The 14,545-nt window shown below is 59.2% G+C and carries 14 protein-coding genes; 12 read left to right on the top strand and 2 right to left on the bottom strand.

Translation table 11 applies throughout. The features are described 5' to 3' along the window. The first annotated feature begins 114 nt into the window (after window positions 1-114). The 10 genes from BM035_RS03580 to lipB all read left to right on the top strand — a co-directional run bounded on the left by BM035_RS03580 (window position 115) and on the right by lipB (window position 9,146). A complete protein-coding gene (locus tag BM035_RS03580) occupies window positions 115-1,371 on the top strand; it encodes a glutamate-5-semialdehyde dehydrogenase (RefSeq protein ID WP_092030337.1) in 1,257 nt (418 codons plus the stop codon). A gap of 5 nt (window positions 1,372-1,376) precedes the next feature. Next, window positions 1,377-2,027: a nicotinate-nucleotide adenylyltransferase gene (nadD, locus tag BM035_RS03575; protein ID WP_014576127.1), complete on the top strand. Its 651-nt coding sequence runs from the start codon at window positions 1,377-1,379 to the stop codon at window positions 2,025-2,027. A 70-nt stretch (window positions 2,028-2,097) separates the two neighbouring features. Continuing rightward, entirely contained in the window at window positions 2,098-2,448 is a 351-nt protein-coding gene (gene rsfS / locus BM035_RS03570; protein ID WP_008176434.1) for a ribosome silencing factor, read from the top strand. 2 nt (window positions 2,449-2,450) lie between these two features. Next, entirely contained in the window at window positions 2,451-2,921 is a 471-nt protein-coding gene (gene rlmH, locus BM035_RS03565) for a 23S rRNA (pseudouridine(1915)-N(3))-methyltransferase RlmH (RefSeq protein WP_008176432.1), read from the top strand. Between the two features lie 9 nt (window positions 2,922-2,930). After that, the gene (mrdA, locus tag BM035_RS03560; protein ID WP_014576128.1) at window positions 2,931-4,820 is read left to right on the top strand and encodes a penicillin-binding protein 2; all 1,890 of its coding nucleotides are present in this window, start codon (window positions 2,931-2,933) and stop codon (window positions 4,818-4,820) included. After that, on the top strand, window positions 4,820-5,962 hold the full coding sequence (rodA, locus tag BM035_RS03555) for a rod shape-determining protein RodA (RefSeq protein ID WP_008176427.1): 1,143 nt from the start codon (window positions 4,820-4,822) through the stop codon (window positions 5,960-5,962). Before mrdA ends, rodA begins: the two co-directional genes overlap by 1 nt. A 123-nt stretch (window positions 5,963-6,085) precedes the next feature. Further along, window positions 6,086-6,979: a septal ring lytic transglycosylase RlpA family protein gene (locus BM035_RS03550; RefSeq protein WP_053114580.1), complete on the top strand. Its 894-nt coding sequence runs from the start codon at window positions 6,086-6,088 to the stop codon at window positions 6,977-6,979. Window positions 6,980-7,035: 56 nt separating this feature from the next. Continuing rightward, window positions 7,036-8,202: a D-alanyl-D-alanine carboxypeptidase family protein gene (locus BM035_RS03545; protein WP_092030336.1), complete on the top strand. Its 1,167-nt coding sequence runs from the start codon at window positions 7,036-7,038 to the stop codon at window positions 8,200-8,202. Between the two features lie 30 nt (window positions 8,203-8,232). After that, entirely contained in the window at window positions 8,233-8,502 is a 270-nt protein-coding gene (locus BM035_RS03540) for an HP0495 family protein (protein WP_008176421.1), read from the top strand. A gap of 5 nt (window positions 8,503-8,507) precedes the next feature. After that, on the top strand, window positions 8,508-9,146 hold the full coding sequence (lipB, locus tag BM035_RS03535) for a lipoyl(octanoyl) transferase LipB (protein ID WP_092030334.1): 639 nt from the start codon (window positions 8,508-8,510) through the stop codon (window positions 9,144-9,146). A 1-nt stretch (window position 9,147) separates the two neighbouring features. On the opposite strand, the gene BM035_RS03530 is transcribed toward lipB, so the two are convergent. Continuing rightward, on the bottom strand, window positions 9,148-10,239 hold the full coding sequence (locus BM035_RS03530) for a GGDEF domain-containing protein (protein WP_008176416.1): 1,092 nt from the start codon (window positions 10,237-10,239) through the stop codon (window positions 9,148-9,150). Between the two features lie 252 nt (window positions 10,240-10,491). Here BM035_RS03530 and BM035_RS03525 point away from each other — a divergent pair, with 252 nt between their 5' ends. Further along, window positions 10,492-11,937 (top strand): ABC1 kinase family protein, encoded by a 1,446-nt coding sequence (locus BM035_RS03525; RefSeq protein ID WP_092030332.1) that lies wholly within the window; start codon window positions 10,492-10,494, stop codon window positions 11,935-11,937. Here the strand turns inward: BM035_RS03525 and BM035_RS03520 are convergent. Then, window positions 11,877-12,320: a YqaA family protein gene (locus BM035_RS03520; RefSeq protein ID WP_008176412.1), complete on the bottom strand. Its 444-nt coding sequence runs from the start codon at window positions 12,318-12,320 to the stop codon at window positions 11,877-11,879. The genes BM035_RS03525 and BM035_RS03520 overlap by 61 nt on opposite strands. A gap of 60 nt (window positions 12,321-12,380) precedes the next feature. On the opposite strand from BM035_RS03520, the gene BM035_RS03515 reads away from it, so the two are divergent. Beyond that, complete coding sequence (locus BM035_RS03515; RefSeq protein ID WP_092030331.1) at window positions 12,381-14,507, top strand: methyl-accepting chemotaxis protein; 2,127 nt, start codon at window positions 12,381-12,383, stop codon at window positions 14,505-14,507. Window positions 14,508-14,545 lie beyond the last annotated feature (38 nt).

Genomic DNA, 14,545 nt, shown 5'->3' with positions numbered 1-14,545 from the left:
CCGAGTATGGCATATCGCAGCGGTATAATATCTGTTTGGGATGCGTACTTGAAACGGGAAAGGTAAAGTTAGGCCCTGATTCCTGATTCCGCTTGAAAACAGAAAGGTATTTGAATGGATATTGCAGCGTACATGGCTGAGGTTGGGCAGCAGGCCCGTGCAGCGGCAACCGGAGTGGCTCGTTCGACCACCGCCGTGCGTAATCAGGCGCTCCTGGCGACGGCCGAGGCCCTGGATGCAGCCCGGGAAGAGCTGGCCCTCGCCAATGGCAAGGATCTGCGGATGGGCCGGGAAAATGGCCTGGATGCGGCGATGCTTGACCGGCTGGAGCTGACACCCCAGCGAATCGATACCATGATTGAGGGCCTGCGCCAGGTGGCCTCCCTGCCAGACCCGATCGGTGCCATCACCGACATGAACTACCGGCCCTCCGGTATCCAGGTGGGCAAGATGCGTGTTCCGCTGGGCGTCATCGGTATTATTTACGAGTCCCGTCCCAACGTGACGGTCGAGGCTGCGAGTCTGTGCCTCAAGTCGGGCAATGCGACCATTCTCCGGGGCGGCTCAGAGTCCATTCATTCCAACCAGGCCATTGCCCGCTGTCTTTCCGTGGGGCTCGCGAAAGCGGGACTGCCCGAGAATGCGGTGCAGGTGATCAAGACAACGGACCGCGCTGCGGTCGGAGAGTTGATCACCATGCCGGACTACGTTGATGTGATTGTGCCCAGGGGCGGCAAGGGGCTGATCGAGCGCATCAGCCGCGATGCCCGGGTGCCTGTTATCAAACACCTTGATGGCGTCTGCCATGTCTACATCGATAGCCATGCCGATCCGGAAAAGGCGCTGAAGGTGGCGATCAACGCCAAAATCCACCGGTACGGAACCTGCAACACCATGGAAACCCTATTGGTGGATGCAGAAATCGCCGAGGATATCCTGCCTCTGCTGGCCCAGGCTTTTGTTGAAAAAGGCGTGGAATTGCGGGGCTGCGAGCGGACACGGGCCATCGTCGAAGGCGTGGTAGAAGCTACCGAGGCAGACTGGGAAGCCGAATATCTTGCTCCGGTCCTGGCAGTGCGTGTGGTTGACGGCCTGGAAGGCGCCATTGCCCATATCAACCGCTACAGCTCCCAGCATACCGACAGCATCATTACTGAGAACTACACGCGGGCACGGCGCTTCATCACGGAGGTGGATTCCAGTTCGGTGATGGTCAATGCCTCCACGCGCTTCGCCGATGGGTTCGAGTATGGTCTGGGGGCCGAAATCGGCATCTCCACTGACAAGATCCACGCCCGGGGACCGGTGGGGCTGGAAGGCCTCACATCCCAGAAATACGTGGTCTTCGGTGACGGGCACATCCGGACCTGATGCCCATGCATGTCATTTATGGGGGGACCTTCGACCCGGTGCATCATGGCCATCTCAGGCTTGCGCTGGAAATCAGCGATCGTCTTGGCGTGGATTACGTCAGCCTGGTGCCCTGTCATATTCCGCCGCACCGGGGGCAAACCGGGGCGTCTTCCAGTCAGCGCCTGGAGTTGTTGAGGCTGGCAGTGGCCGGTGAGCCCCAGTTGCGGATTGACGACCGTGAGCTCTCACGGGAAGGAGCGTCCTACACCGCCGATACCCTTCGCCAACTCCGGGCCGAGCTTGGCCCGGATGAACCCCTGGTGATGGTGGTTGGCACGGACGCATTTGCTGGCTTCGATCGCTGGCGGGAATGGCAGCAGATTCCGGGTCTGGCGCATGTGGTTGTGGTCCGTCGGCCGGGCCCGGCATTGGACCCATCCTCCGAACCGGCCCGATTACTGGCAGAGCGTGGTGTGGAAAGCCCGGAGGCCCTGCATGACAGCCCCTGCGGCTGCGTTCTCGAGCTGGATCCACCCTTGCTGGATGTTTCCGCGACCGGTATTCGGGAGCGTATCGGTGACGGCCGTTCGCCACGCTATCTGGTGCCTGACTCGGTCTGGACAGAAATTCGCCGCCAGGGGCTCTATGGAGCATGCCCTGACGGGAACTTTTAGTGCTACAATCGCGTCTGAATATGACATTTCGGGCGGCCATACCGGCAAACGCCCGTCCAACAGGGTGATTATGCAGGCAGAGCAACTGAAAGATCTGGTAATTAATGCGCTTGAAGATGTGAAAGCACAGGACATCAGCGTAATCGATGTCCGTGACCGCACCAGTGTCACCGACTTCATGGTTCTGGCATCCGGAACGTCCAACCGACATGTAAAATCCCTGGCAGACTCCGTCGTGGTCGAAGCGAAGGAGAAGGGCGTGCGCGCGAGCAATGTTGAAGGTGCCGGCGTCAGCGACTGGATTCTCGTGGATCTGGGCGATGTGGTTGTTCACGTCATGATGCCTGCCACACGAGAATTTTACGATCTGGAGCGCTTCTGGCGTGATGCTCCGGATCTTGGTGTTGCGGGCAGCGAATAATCATGCGGTTACGCCTGATCTGTGTGGGGCAGAAAATGCCCGACTGGGTCAGTACCGGATTCGGAGATTACGCCCGCCGCATGCCGCCGGAGCTACCCGTGGAACTGGTTGAAATCCCCGTCGCCCATCGGGGCAAGAATCCCGATATCCCCAGGCTGATGCAGCGAGAAAGTGACGCCATTCTGGCGGCCACCGGCGCGAAAGACCGGGTCATCGCGCTGGAGGTTGGTGGGCGGCCGTGGTCGACCGAAAAGCTTGCGGCGCAGCTGGAGAACTGGCAACAGGATGGCCGGGACGTCAGCTTTCTGGTGGGCGGCCCGGATGGCCTCGCCGACGATTGCCGCAAACGGGCCGACCAGCAATGGTCGCTGTCGCCCCTGACCCTGCCTCATCCCCTGGTCCGTATTGTTCTGGCAGAGCAGCTCTACCGGGCCTGGTCGATCACCCGCAATCACCCGTATCACCGGGCCTAGGGGGACGTTATGCCATGGGGTGAGTTCAAGGATACGGCAGCGGAACGCCGGCTGTTCCAGCGGCGGAGCCTGGTCATGCTGGTGCTTGTCATGCTCGCTATCGGTGGCCTGATTGCCCGGATGTACCAGCTTCAGGTCGTGGAACATGAGATATACACCACGCTCTCAGACAAGAATCGCGTCCAGGTCCAGTCCGTGCCTCCTCCCCGGGGGCTGGTATACGACCGCAATAACACCCTGCTGGCGGAGAACCGCCCCGTTTTCAGTGTGACGCTTGTGCCCGAGCGGGTACAGGGCATGGACGATACCCTGGCGCAGCTTGACGCGATCCTGGAGATCTCTGAGGAAGACCGCGAACGGTTTCAGCGTCGGCTTCAGGAGCCCCGCCGACCCTTCCAGGAAATCCCCCTTCGCTATGACCTGAATGAGCAGGAGATGGCACGCCTCGCCGTGCATCGCCACGAGCTACCGGGCGTCGAGGTCAAGGCTGAGCTGGTACGGTATTACCCCCACAGTGAGCTGACGGCCCATGCCCTGGGATTTGTCGGGCGTATCAATCGGGATGAGTTGCAGAGGATCGATCCGGTCAACTACGCAGGCACCAACTACATCGGCAAGTCGGGCATTGAGCGGTTCTACGAGGAAATCCTCCACGGCCAGGTCGGCTACCAGCATGTAGAAACCAATGCCCGTGGCCGGACTCTCAGGGTTCTGGAACGTGAGAACCCGGTTCCCGGGGAGGATCTGCAGCTGCATCTGGATCTCAGGCTGCAACAGCGTGCCCACGAGCTTCTTGATGGTCGTCGGGGCGCCATCATTGCCATAGAACCGGATACCGGCGGCATTCTCGCGCTGGCCAGCGTGCCGGGGTTTGATGCCAACAAATTCGTCACCGGTATCAGCGTCAACGATTATCGGGAATTGAGCGACAGCAAAGACAAGCCCCTGTTTAATCGTGCCTTGCGCGGTCAGTACCCGCCAGGCTCAACCCTCAAGCCCATGCTTGCGGTCGCCGCCCTCGACAGTGGCGCGACCACCCGGGATTACACCATCTGGGATCCGGGGCATTTCCGACTGAATCAGGGTGGCCGGGTCTGGCGCGACTGGAAGCGGACGGGGCACGGCTGGGTTGATCTCAAGGACGCTGTGGCCGAATCCTGTGACGTCTACTTCTACGAGGCGGCGGTCGAAATGGGCGTGGATACCATGCACAGCTACCTGTCTCATTTTGGCTTCGGGGAAGACGCGACGCTTGATGTCTCCGGGGCCCTGAGCGGCTTGCTTCCTTCCAGAGACTGGAAAAGGGCAGTGCGCAATGAACCCTGGTATCCGGGAGATTCCGTGAACCTGGGTATCGGCCAGGGCTTCATGTTGGCAACACCGTTGCAACTGGCGACAGCGACCGCCCTAATCGCCAATCGAGGCGAGTGGGTCGAGCCGAGGTTACTGAAAGATATCAAGGGGGATCGCCCGGTCGAGGAGTTCCTACCCGCCGAAACCCACGAGCCGCTCAAGTTGAAGAACCCGGACGACTGGGAGTATGTGGTGGAAACCATGGTTGAAGTCATGCACGGAGCGAAGGGCACTGCCCGGGGTGCTGGTCGTGGTGCCCCCTACAAGATGGCAGGCAAGACAGGAACTGCCCAGGTCTTCAGTCTGGCCGAGGATGAAGAATACGATGAGGAAGAAATCCGCGAGCGGCTTCGGGATCATGCGCTTTTCGTGGGTTTTGCGCCGGTAGATAACCCGAAAATTGCCGTCGCCGTTATTGTCGAGAACGGCGGCAGCGGCAGTGGCACCGCGGCACCGGTCGCGCGGGCGCTGTTTGACTCCTGGTTGCTGGATTATGGCCAGGGGGATAGCGCATTGGTCAGTGGTGTCGGCGAGGTGGCTGACTGATGGCGTTCAAGGCGTTACTGGATTCAACCGCAAGCAACCCTCTTGGCCGGCACCGGAGCATCTGGACAGCGCTGCATCTGGATCCAATCCTGTTGCTGCTGTTACTCCTGCTGGTTTCCGGCGGGCTGTTCGTACTCTACAGCGGTGCCGACCGGAACCTTGAGGTCGTCAAGGCCCAGGGCATCCGGCTGGGCGTGGCGTTTGTCGTGATGCTGGTATTTGCCCAGCTGGATCCCTCGGTGTTTCGCCGTTGGGCGCCGTGGCTCTACGGCGCCGGTATTGTGGCCCTGATTGCGGTTCTGCTGGTGGGCGTTGGTGCCAAGGGTGCGCAACGATGGCTGGCTATTCCGGGACTTCCGCGTTTCCAGCCATCGGAATTGATGAAGCTGGTGGTTCCCATGATGGCGGCCTGGTATCTGTCCAGGCATTTCCTGCCGCCCAGATTCCGGCATGTGACCGTCGGGCTGGCGATCGTTCTGGTGCCCATGGTCATGATCATGCAGCAGCCGGACCTGGGGACCTCGCTGCTGGTCGGCATGGCCGGTATCTTCGTGGTGTTTTTTGCGGGCATCAGCTGGAAACTGATCACGGCGTTCGTGGCCATGGTGTCCGTTTCGGCCCCGCTGATGTGGTTCTTCGTCATGAGGGAATACCAGAAACAGCGTGTATTGACGCTTCTGGACCCTCAGAGTGACCCCCTTGGCGCCGGCTGGAACATCATCCAGTCCAAGACCGCCATCGGTTCCGGTGGCGTGGATGGCAAGGGCTGGCTTCAGGGAACCCAGTCGCACCTGGAGTTTCTGCCAGAGAGCCATACCGACTTCATCGTCGCAGTGCTGGCTGAAGAGTTCGGGTTCGTGGGCATGCTGATCCTGATGACGGTGTATTTCCTGATCATATTGCGGTGTCTGTATATTGCCGCGACGGCCCAGGATTCATTCAGCCGCCTTCTCGCGGGTGCGCTCACCATGACGTTCTTCATCTACATCTTCGTAAATGTCGGGATGGTAAGTGGACTTTTGCCAATCGTTGGTGTGCCATTGCCCCTGATCAGCTACGGTGGGACATCGGGGGTCACCCTGATGGCAGCCTTTGGTGTTTTGATGTCGATTCATACCCATCGGCGAATGATTGGCGCCTGATTCGGTCAATCAAACCATGGCCACAGGGTAATGGTGATTCCGTCGGAGAACCCGTTACAATGAAGGCTGGACCACCGGGAACCTGATACCGGTGGCCAGTGTAGTCAAGAGGAATTCCGGACAGTGAACTGCAAGCCCTCATTCTCCCTCCTGCTGTCGGTGGTTGTGTCGCTGATACTCAGCGGCTGCGCGTCGGCCCCGGAAACGGACCATTCGTCCCGCTATACCCTGGCAACTGACAGGGCCCCTTCGGGTAACTTCGATGTGTCCGGTCTTGACGATGCGGTTCCGGTTTACGAGGCCCCCAGGAGGGCGGGCAACAAATCGCCCTACCAGGTCTGGGGCAAGCAATACCACGTGCTCGACAGCAACGACGGTTATGTCGCACGGGGTACGGCGAGCTGGTACGGCGAGAAATTTCATGGCCACAAGACCTCCAACGGCGAAACCTTTAACATGTACACCATGTCCGCCGCGCACAAATCCCTGCGAATCCCCGGCTATGCACGTGTAACGAACCTTGATAACGGTCGCTCGGTGATTGTCCGTGTCAACGACCGCGGTCCCTTTCACAGCGACAGGATCATCGACCTGTCATACGCCGCTGCCAAGAAGCTGGGGTACCAGGCCAGGGGCACGGCCCGTGTAGAGGTGGCTGCCATCACCGTCAGGCCGGATGGCGCCATGTTCATTGCCGGCGAGCCTTATTCCCCGGGAGATCCGGCCGGATACGCTGAAAGCCGGGTGGAGGCAAGCGGCGACATGGCCATGACCAACCGGTCATTGTTTGTGCAGCTGGGGTCCTTCAGCAGCCGGGATCCGGCTGAAAAACTGCTCAGCCAGGTGAGGGCGGTGCTGGAGAATCCGATGCGCGTTCGGGCAGTGGATACCTCCGCGGGGCGCTTCCATCGGGTCCAGGTGGGCCCCTTCAATGACGAAGACAGCGCCAGGCGTACCCAAAGCCTGCTGGAAGCCCGTGGTTTCGATCAGTCCATCCTACTGACCGATACGCACTGAATAAGCCGAACACGACATATTTAAAAAAATACACTTAACGACGAATGAATGGACCCATGGCCTTAAACTCTGCTTTTCGAACTCTCTCCGTTGTCCTTGTGCTGATGCTTGCCCTGACAGGCAAGGCAATGTCCCAGTCGGTGCTGATTCCGTCGCCGCCGCAGATTGCCGGCAGCTCCTACGTGTTGATGGATCCCAAGAGCGGACGGATCATCATGGAGGAGAATAGCCACGAGCGTTTGCCTCCGGCCAGTCTGACCAAAATGATGACGGCCTATATTGTCGAGCGTGAGCTTGATGAGGGCCGCATTGCCATGTCCGACATGGTTCCCATCAGCGTTAATGCCTGGAAGACCGAAGGTTCGCGCACCTTCGTTCGGGAAGGCACCCAGGTTTCGGTCGAAGATCTGCTCAGGGGGGTCATCATTCAGTCGGGCAACGACGCGTCTGTTGCCCTGGCGGAATTCGTTGCAGGCAGTGAAGGAGCCTTCGTTGACATCATGAACCAGCAGGCCCAACTGCTGGGAATGAAAGACACCAATTTCGTGAACGCGACCGGCCTGCCCTCGCCGGAGCATTTCTCAACAGCCTATGACCTGGCGATGCTGGCCCGCGCGATCATCAACGATTACCCGGAGAACTATCCGCTCTACACTGAAAAACATTTCACCTACAACAACATTCGCCAGCCGAACCGGAACAGTCTGCTCTGGCGCGATGATAGCGTCGACGGCCTGAAAACAGGCCATACCGAGGAGGCGGGTTATTGCCTTGTTGCCTCTGCCAAACGCAACGACACCCGTTTTATTGCCGTGGTTATGGGCACCAACAGTTCAGAAGCACGGGCCCAGGAAATCCAGAAAATGCTGAACTACGGCTTCCGCTACTATGAGAGCGAACGCCTGTTCCGGTCAGGCCAGGAGCTCATCGAAGCCCGTGTCTGGGGCGGTCAGGCTGATCAGCTCTCCGTTGGCATGACTGAGGATGTCTACGTGACCATTCCACGGGGTTCACGAAACGATCTGGAATCGACGGTCGACCTTGATTCTGTGATTAAGGCACCCATTAAAGTTGGGGACGAGCTGGGACGGGTGAAGGTCTCCTATAACGGCGAGGTACTGGTTGATCAGCCGGTGTTGGCCCTGACCGAGGTTCCCGAAGGTGGCTTTTTCAAACGCATCTGGGACGCCATCAAGCTCTTTTTCATTCAGTTATTTCAGTAAGGTGATGTTGATCCCGGGGAGTAAAACGGCATGAGTGAGCCGAAAGCACCAAAAATTGAGTTTCCTTGCGACTATGTGATCAAGGTGATTGGCAATGCGGCCCCGGATTTCACCGAGTTCGTGGTCGAGGTTGTGGAGCAGCATGCCCCCGGAATCAGCGAGACCGATATCACCGTTAACGACAGCAGCAAAGGCCGTTTTTCCTCGGTTCAACTGAAGATTGTGGCCACGGGTGAAGCGCAACTGAAGGCCCTGTTCGAGGATCTCAAGGCCAGTGGCCGCGTACACATGGTGCTCTGAGCCCGATGCCTGACCTGATTGTCCGATCCCTGGGTGAGCAGCCCTATCTGGAAACCTGGGAGGCCATGAAAGCCTTCACCGCTGACCGCGATGACAGTGTGGCGGATGAACTCTGGTGTTTGCAGCATCCGCGGGTTTATACCCAGGGCCAGGCGGGGAAGGCCGAACATATTCTTGCCCCGGGCGACATCCCGGTGATCCCGGTGGATCGGGGCGGGCAGGTGACCTACCACGGTCCCGGCCAGCTCGTGATTTACCTGATGATCAATCTGACTCGCAAAAAACTTGGTGTACGTTCTCTGGTGGACGAGATCGAACAGGCCATCGTCCGCACGCTTGGAGAATTGGGCGTTGAGGCCGCTCCGAGACCGGACGCCCCGGGCGTTTACGTGGGCGACGCCAAGATTGCCTCGCTCGGACTGAGGGTTCGCCGGGGTTGTTCCTTTCATGGCCTGGCGCTGAATGTGGATATGGACATGGAGCCTTTTCAGCGCATAAACCCCTGCGGCTACGCCGGAATGGCCATGTGTCAGGTTCGCGACTTTGTTCCCGGTGTGACACTGGCTGACGTGCAGCGGAGGTTGTCGCAGCAGCTGGTCAGTGGCCTGGCTCACCACGATGTCGATTTCCGCGAGGGCTGGTAGCTCAGGCCGCGGCTTCATTCTCGTAACCGCATGCGCGGTTACGTCCCTCGGATTTCGCCCGATACAGGGCTTCGTCTGACCGCTGCAGCAGGCGATCGATGGATTCCGAGCCACGGATCGACGCCACCCCCACACTGATGGTTGCCTGAATCGGGCCCTTCTCCGTGCTTACGGATCTGGCGGCAAAAGCTTCACGGATCCGGTTTGCGGATGCCAGCGCCTCCCCGGTATTGGTTTCGGGCAGCAGAACCAGGTACTCCTCACCGCCCCATCGGGCCAGCGTATCAACTTTGCGGCATTGTTCCCGAAGGGTCCTGGCCACCAGAATGATCAATTCGTCACCCACATGGTGCCCATAGTTGTCGTTAACGCTCTTGAACAGGTCAATGTCCATCAGCAGCACCGAAAAGGGCCGGGCGTTGCGAAGATAGCGCTGATACTCGATGTCCAGTTGCTCAAGCGCTTCGCGGCGATTGGCCAGGCCGGTCAGGGCATCGTGCTTGGCGGCATACTCGAATTCCGCGGCCAGCTTCAGCAACCCCAGCTTGCTGCGTCGACGGCTCTGGTCAAGGATGTAACAGGTGACCATTTCAAAACCCAGCACCGCTATCATGGTGATTCTGAAACTGGTGCTGTGCGGCGGATCGAACAGGAAATCCCCCAGTGGGCTGAAAAGGAAGATGACGGCGGCGAACCCGCCACAGCAGGCGAGCACCCCAACCCGGGATTCGCTGATGTAGAAAATGATGGGCGGGTAGGCAAACAACCAGATAATGGCGGAACCGTCCTCTACCGCGTTGATAGCCAGGTAGGTGAACAGCACCGTAATCAGGGTTATGAAGCCGCGACGCTGCAGGGTCTTGTTACCGAAGAGCAGGTAGCTCACAGAGTTGACGGCAAGAAGAACGGCGAAGCCAACCAGTAGTGGCGGCGTGATCGGGTCGTTCTGCAGGCTGGAGCGCCAGGCAAAGAAACAGAGCAGGGGCACGGCAACAGCGGTCAGCCAGTTGATCAGGATCGGGACAGGAATCTCGCCCTTGACCCGGAACTGCGACAGCTCCGTATCCGGCGTTTTTCTTGCGGATTGCGGCATTTTCAGATCTTGTTGTTGTGATAGTCGTTGTTGGACCTTACGTATCTAGAAATACTAGACCGGTTTCCCGGCGGAAACTGTGTCGAAACGTAAACGATCCGGTTGTGCAGATGTAAACCGGCAACGGGGCTGGCGCATTGGCCCCGTGGCCGCGGCAGGCCGGTCGACTCGGTTAGGTCAGCTCCCCTGACTATCCGTATAATGGTGTAAGCCGCCAAACGTGGTGAAATTCTCTGATCCGAACAGGTCACTATGTCTTCCAGACGTTCAGGAAATTCGGTTTCCCGCATCAAGACAGGCAGTTTCGAGCGCAGGCTGAGTCTGACCCGTGCCGGGTTGTTTGCCGGTACCCGTATGGCCTCACATATGGCAACCAACTGGTTCAGCACTCGGGAAAATCGGGAAAAACGTCACCGCGCCATGCTTTCGAGCCAGGCCCGGTTCCTGGTGGATGAACTGGGCAAGTTAAAGGGCAGCGTGGTCAAGATTGGCCAGGTTATGGCTCTGTACGGCGAGCATTTTTTGCCCGAGGAAGTCACCGAAGCGCTCCACACCCTGGAAGATCAGACCACTTCTCTGGAATGGCCGGCTATCGAGCGTGTGCTGAAAGACGAGCTGGGCGCGGAGCGTCTGGCGCAACTGGATGTAGAGCCCGAGCCTATTGGCGCTGCATCGCTGGGGCAGGTCCACCGGGCCTGGCGCCGCAGTGACGGCCTGGAGCTGGTGCTGAAGGTGCAATACCCGGGCGTTGCCGACGCGGTAGACAGCGACCTGAATGCTGTCGCCCAGTTGCTGCGAGTGGCCAGGCTGGTCAGTTTTGGCCCCGAGTTCAATGACTGGCTGGAGGAAGTCCGGCAGATGATGCATCGGGAGGTGGACTATCGCCTTGAGGCGAAGACCACCGAGAAATTCCGCAACATGCTGGCATCGGATCCGAGGTTCATTGTGCCCAGGGTCCTGCCGGAGTTTTCAACCGAGCACGTTATCTGTTCAACATACGAGCACGGGCATTCGGTCAGTTCCCAGTCGGTCAGGGACCTCCCGCTGGATCGTCGCAGTGCCCTTGGCAAGGCCGCCCTGGAGCTGTTTTTCCGGGAATTGTTCATCTGGGGCGAAATACAGACCGATCCCAATTTCGGCAACTACCGCATCCGGATTGCCGGGGAGGAAGGGGATGACCCGGGGTACGACCGTATCGTCCTCCTCGATTTCGGCGCCGTGCAGTCCTACTCGGACGAGTTTCTCAAACCGGTCATCCAGATGATCAAGGCATCCTACGAGAACGATCTCGATGCGGTAATCGATGGTGGCGTGAAGCTGCGTTTCATGAGCACCGAGTGGCCGGAGGAGGTACTGGAGAAGTTTGGCCAGGTCTGCATGTCGGTGCTTGAACCGCTCTCCAGCGACAAGGATTCCTGGCCGGACTATGCAGTGAACAGCCATGGCCAGTATCGTTGGAAACAGAGTGAACTGCCGTCCCGGGTGGCGCGTCAGGCGGCCCGGTCGGCGATCAGTCGCTATTTCCGGGTGCCCCCGAAGGAGTTCGTGTTCCTTAACCGTAAACTGATCGGGGTCTACACCTTCGTTGCGGTTCTGAATTCCGAATTTAACGGCGAGCCGCTGCTTCGAAAATACCTCTACGGTGAAGGTGACGATGCACCGGACGCCTCCGCGACGAGCCAGAGCACAAAGGCGTAGCGGGCACCCTTGCCAATTCCTACCAGTATCACAAAATTGAGCCACGGCACGCGCATGATCCCGCCAACCAGGGTCAGCGCGTCGCCGCCCAGAGGCAGCCAGCCCATCAGCAGAGACCATTGGCCATATCGGTTAAAGCGGTTCCTCGCCTTGTGCAATTGCATCTCGCTGATCGGAAACCAGGGTTTATGCTTAAAGCGATCTACCTGCCGGCCGATAACTCCGTTAACGACCGAGCCCAGCGTGTTACCCAGTGTTGCCCAGAACCACAGCCACCACCAGGAGTAACCCTGTGTTATCAGCGTGCCCAGCAGAACTTCCGAGTAAGCGGGCAGCAGCGTGGCAGCGGCGAACGCGGTCAGAAATAGCGTCAGGTAGGCCACCGGCTCCTCCGTGCTCTAAAATAGAATGAACCCCCAACTCCCCGCAGGTCCGCCTTCACCATGAAACAGTTATCGCTCCGCTTCAAGCTCTACGCCCTCGTTGTGTCCCTGCTTCTGATAATGGGCATCAGTATCGTGGTGACTGCCCAGCTGTCTCTCGGAGCCATGGAGAAGAGGTTGAGTGTCGAGACCCGGGATACGGTGCAGGGCATTGTAATGGATCAGCTCAGCGCAACCGCTGGCAAGTTCGGCGAGCTGGTCAGTGGTCAGTTTGCAACTGCCTTTCGGACCCCGGAAGTCGTCCGCAATGTTATTACCCGCAATATTCAGTCCGACAGTTCCGGTCGAATCAGCAGGACGGCCCTGCAGGAGACTGTTGGCGCCGTGCTTGAGGAGCAGAAAAGTCTGAGCTCGATATACGCACAGTTCGAGCCGGATGGCTATGACGGGCAGGATCGCTATTTCACCGGTGGTGTTGAGGAGCACAGCAGCGACGAGGGCACCCTGGAAATCTATTACTACCGGGATCCGGAGGGCAAGGTTCACTTCAGCCGCACCGAGGACCCGGCTACGAAGTATCTGGATAGCCTGAACGAATTCGGGATTCGGGAAGCCGAGTGGTATCTGTGCTCGCGGGACACCAGGGCACCCTGCATCATGGAGCCCTATGATTACGAAATCAGTGAGGGCTATTCCGAGCTGATGACCAGCCTGGTGGTTCCGATTCTGGACGACGGAGCATTCGCCGGCGTGGTGGGCGTCGATATCAATCTCTCGACACTGCAAAGAACCATTTCTGGTGTCAGCAAGGAACTGTTTGACGGCAAGTCCCGGGTCACGCTGATCAGCGAGCAGGGTCTTATCGCGGCATCCAGTCATTATGAGGCTCATCTTGGTCGGCCCCTCCCGGAAGCTTTGCCGGAGCATGGCGATACCTTCTCAGGACTGCATCAGGGTGAGGGGACCTTCGATGACGGCCAGACCCTGGCCGTGGCCTATCCCGTCGAAATCAGCCTGCCCGATGCCGAGTGGTCGTTGTTGATTGAACTGCCAAGAGATGCCGCGCTTGCCAGCGTTTCCGAAATCACGGGCCTGCTGTCAGACGAAGTGGCCGCGACCGCGACCCGCCAGACCCTGGTAGGCATCGGTGTCGTGGTTCTCGCTGTTGTTGCCCTTGTTCTCCTGGTCCGCTCGGTGACCCGCCCGCTGGATGAGATCCGGGATCGCATGAAGAACCTGGCCAGTGCCGAGGGGGACCTCACCCGTGAGCTGGAAATCGACACCCACGCCGAGCTGATCGAGCTGGCTGGCGGATTCAACGCCTTCCTGGCGAGGCTGAGAGAGATGATCAACGACCTGAAGGATGTAAACGCCAAGGTCCGCGAACAGGCCAGGGATGTCGGAAGTATTGCGGTTGAGACCGATGAGCAGACCGGCAGGCAACATCAGGACATCGACAGCGTGGTGACCGCCATGAATGAAATGTCTGTCGCTGCCGGTGAGGTCGCGGGATTTGCCGGTGAGGCGGCGGACAACGCGCGGATGGCCCAGGACGGCATCCGCTTTACCCAGGACACCTTGTCGTCCGCAGTCAACGGCGTGAGCGCGGTGGCCAATGACATGGGCGAGGCCAGCACTGCGATCGGCCAGGTGGCCAATCGCAGTGAGGACATCAACCGGATCCTGGATGTCATCCGTGGCGTCGCAGAACAGACCAACCTGCTGGCGCTTAACGCCGCCATCGAGGCGGCAAGGGCCGGTGAGCAGGGGCGCGGCTTTGCCGTTGTCGCCGATGAGGTCCGAACCCTTGCCTCCCGGACGCGGGAATCCACCGATGAAATCAGCACCATGATCGACGGTCTGAAGCAGGATGTGAACGGGGCGGTTTCGGTGATCCAGAGCGGTGTTGATCGCGCCACCTCGGCGGTGGATGGCACCCAGGAGGCGGCCCATTCCCTGGCCACGGTTGTCGAGCGGATCGGAACCATTGTCGAACACGTGACCCAGGTGGCGACCGCAGCGGAAGAGCAAAGCTCGGTGAGCGAGGAAATCAATCGCAACCTCACTCATATCGGTGACGCCGCCAACGATCTCCGGGAACTTGCTGGTCGCGTCAAAGGCAGTGGTCAGGCCCTGGACAATGAAGTGCAGGTTCTGGAGCGGGAGCTCGGTCGCCTGAGGACATGATGGGCGGCTACTATGGTGGCGATTCAAAGCATCAATTT

The sequence above is a fragment of the Marinobacter sp. DSM 26671 genome, assembly GCF_900112835.1.
Classification (GTDB): Bacteria; Pseudomonadota; Gammaproteobacteria; order Pseudomonadales; family Oleiphilaceae; genus Marinobacter; species Marinobacter flavimaris.
This window is presented reverse-complemented; position numbering and strand designations above follow the sequence as displayed.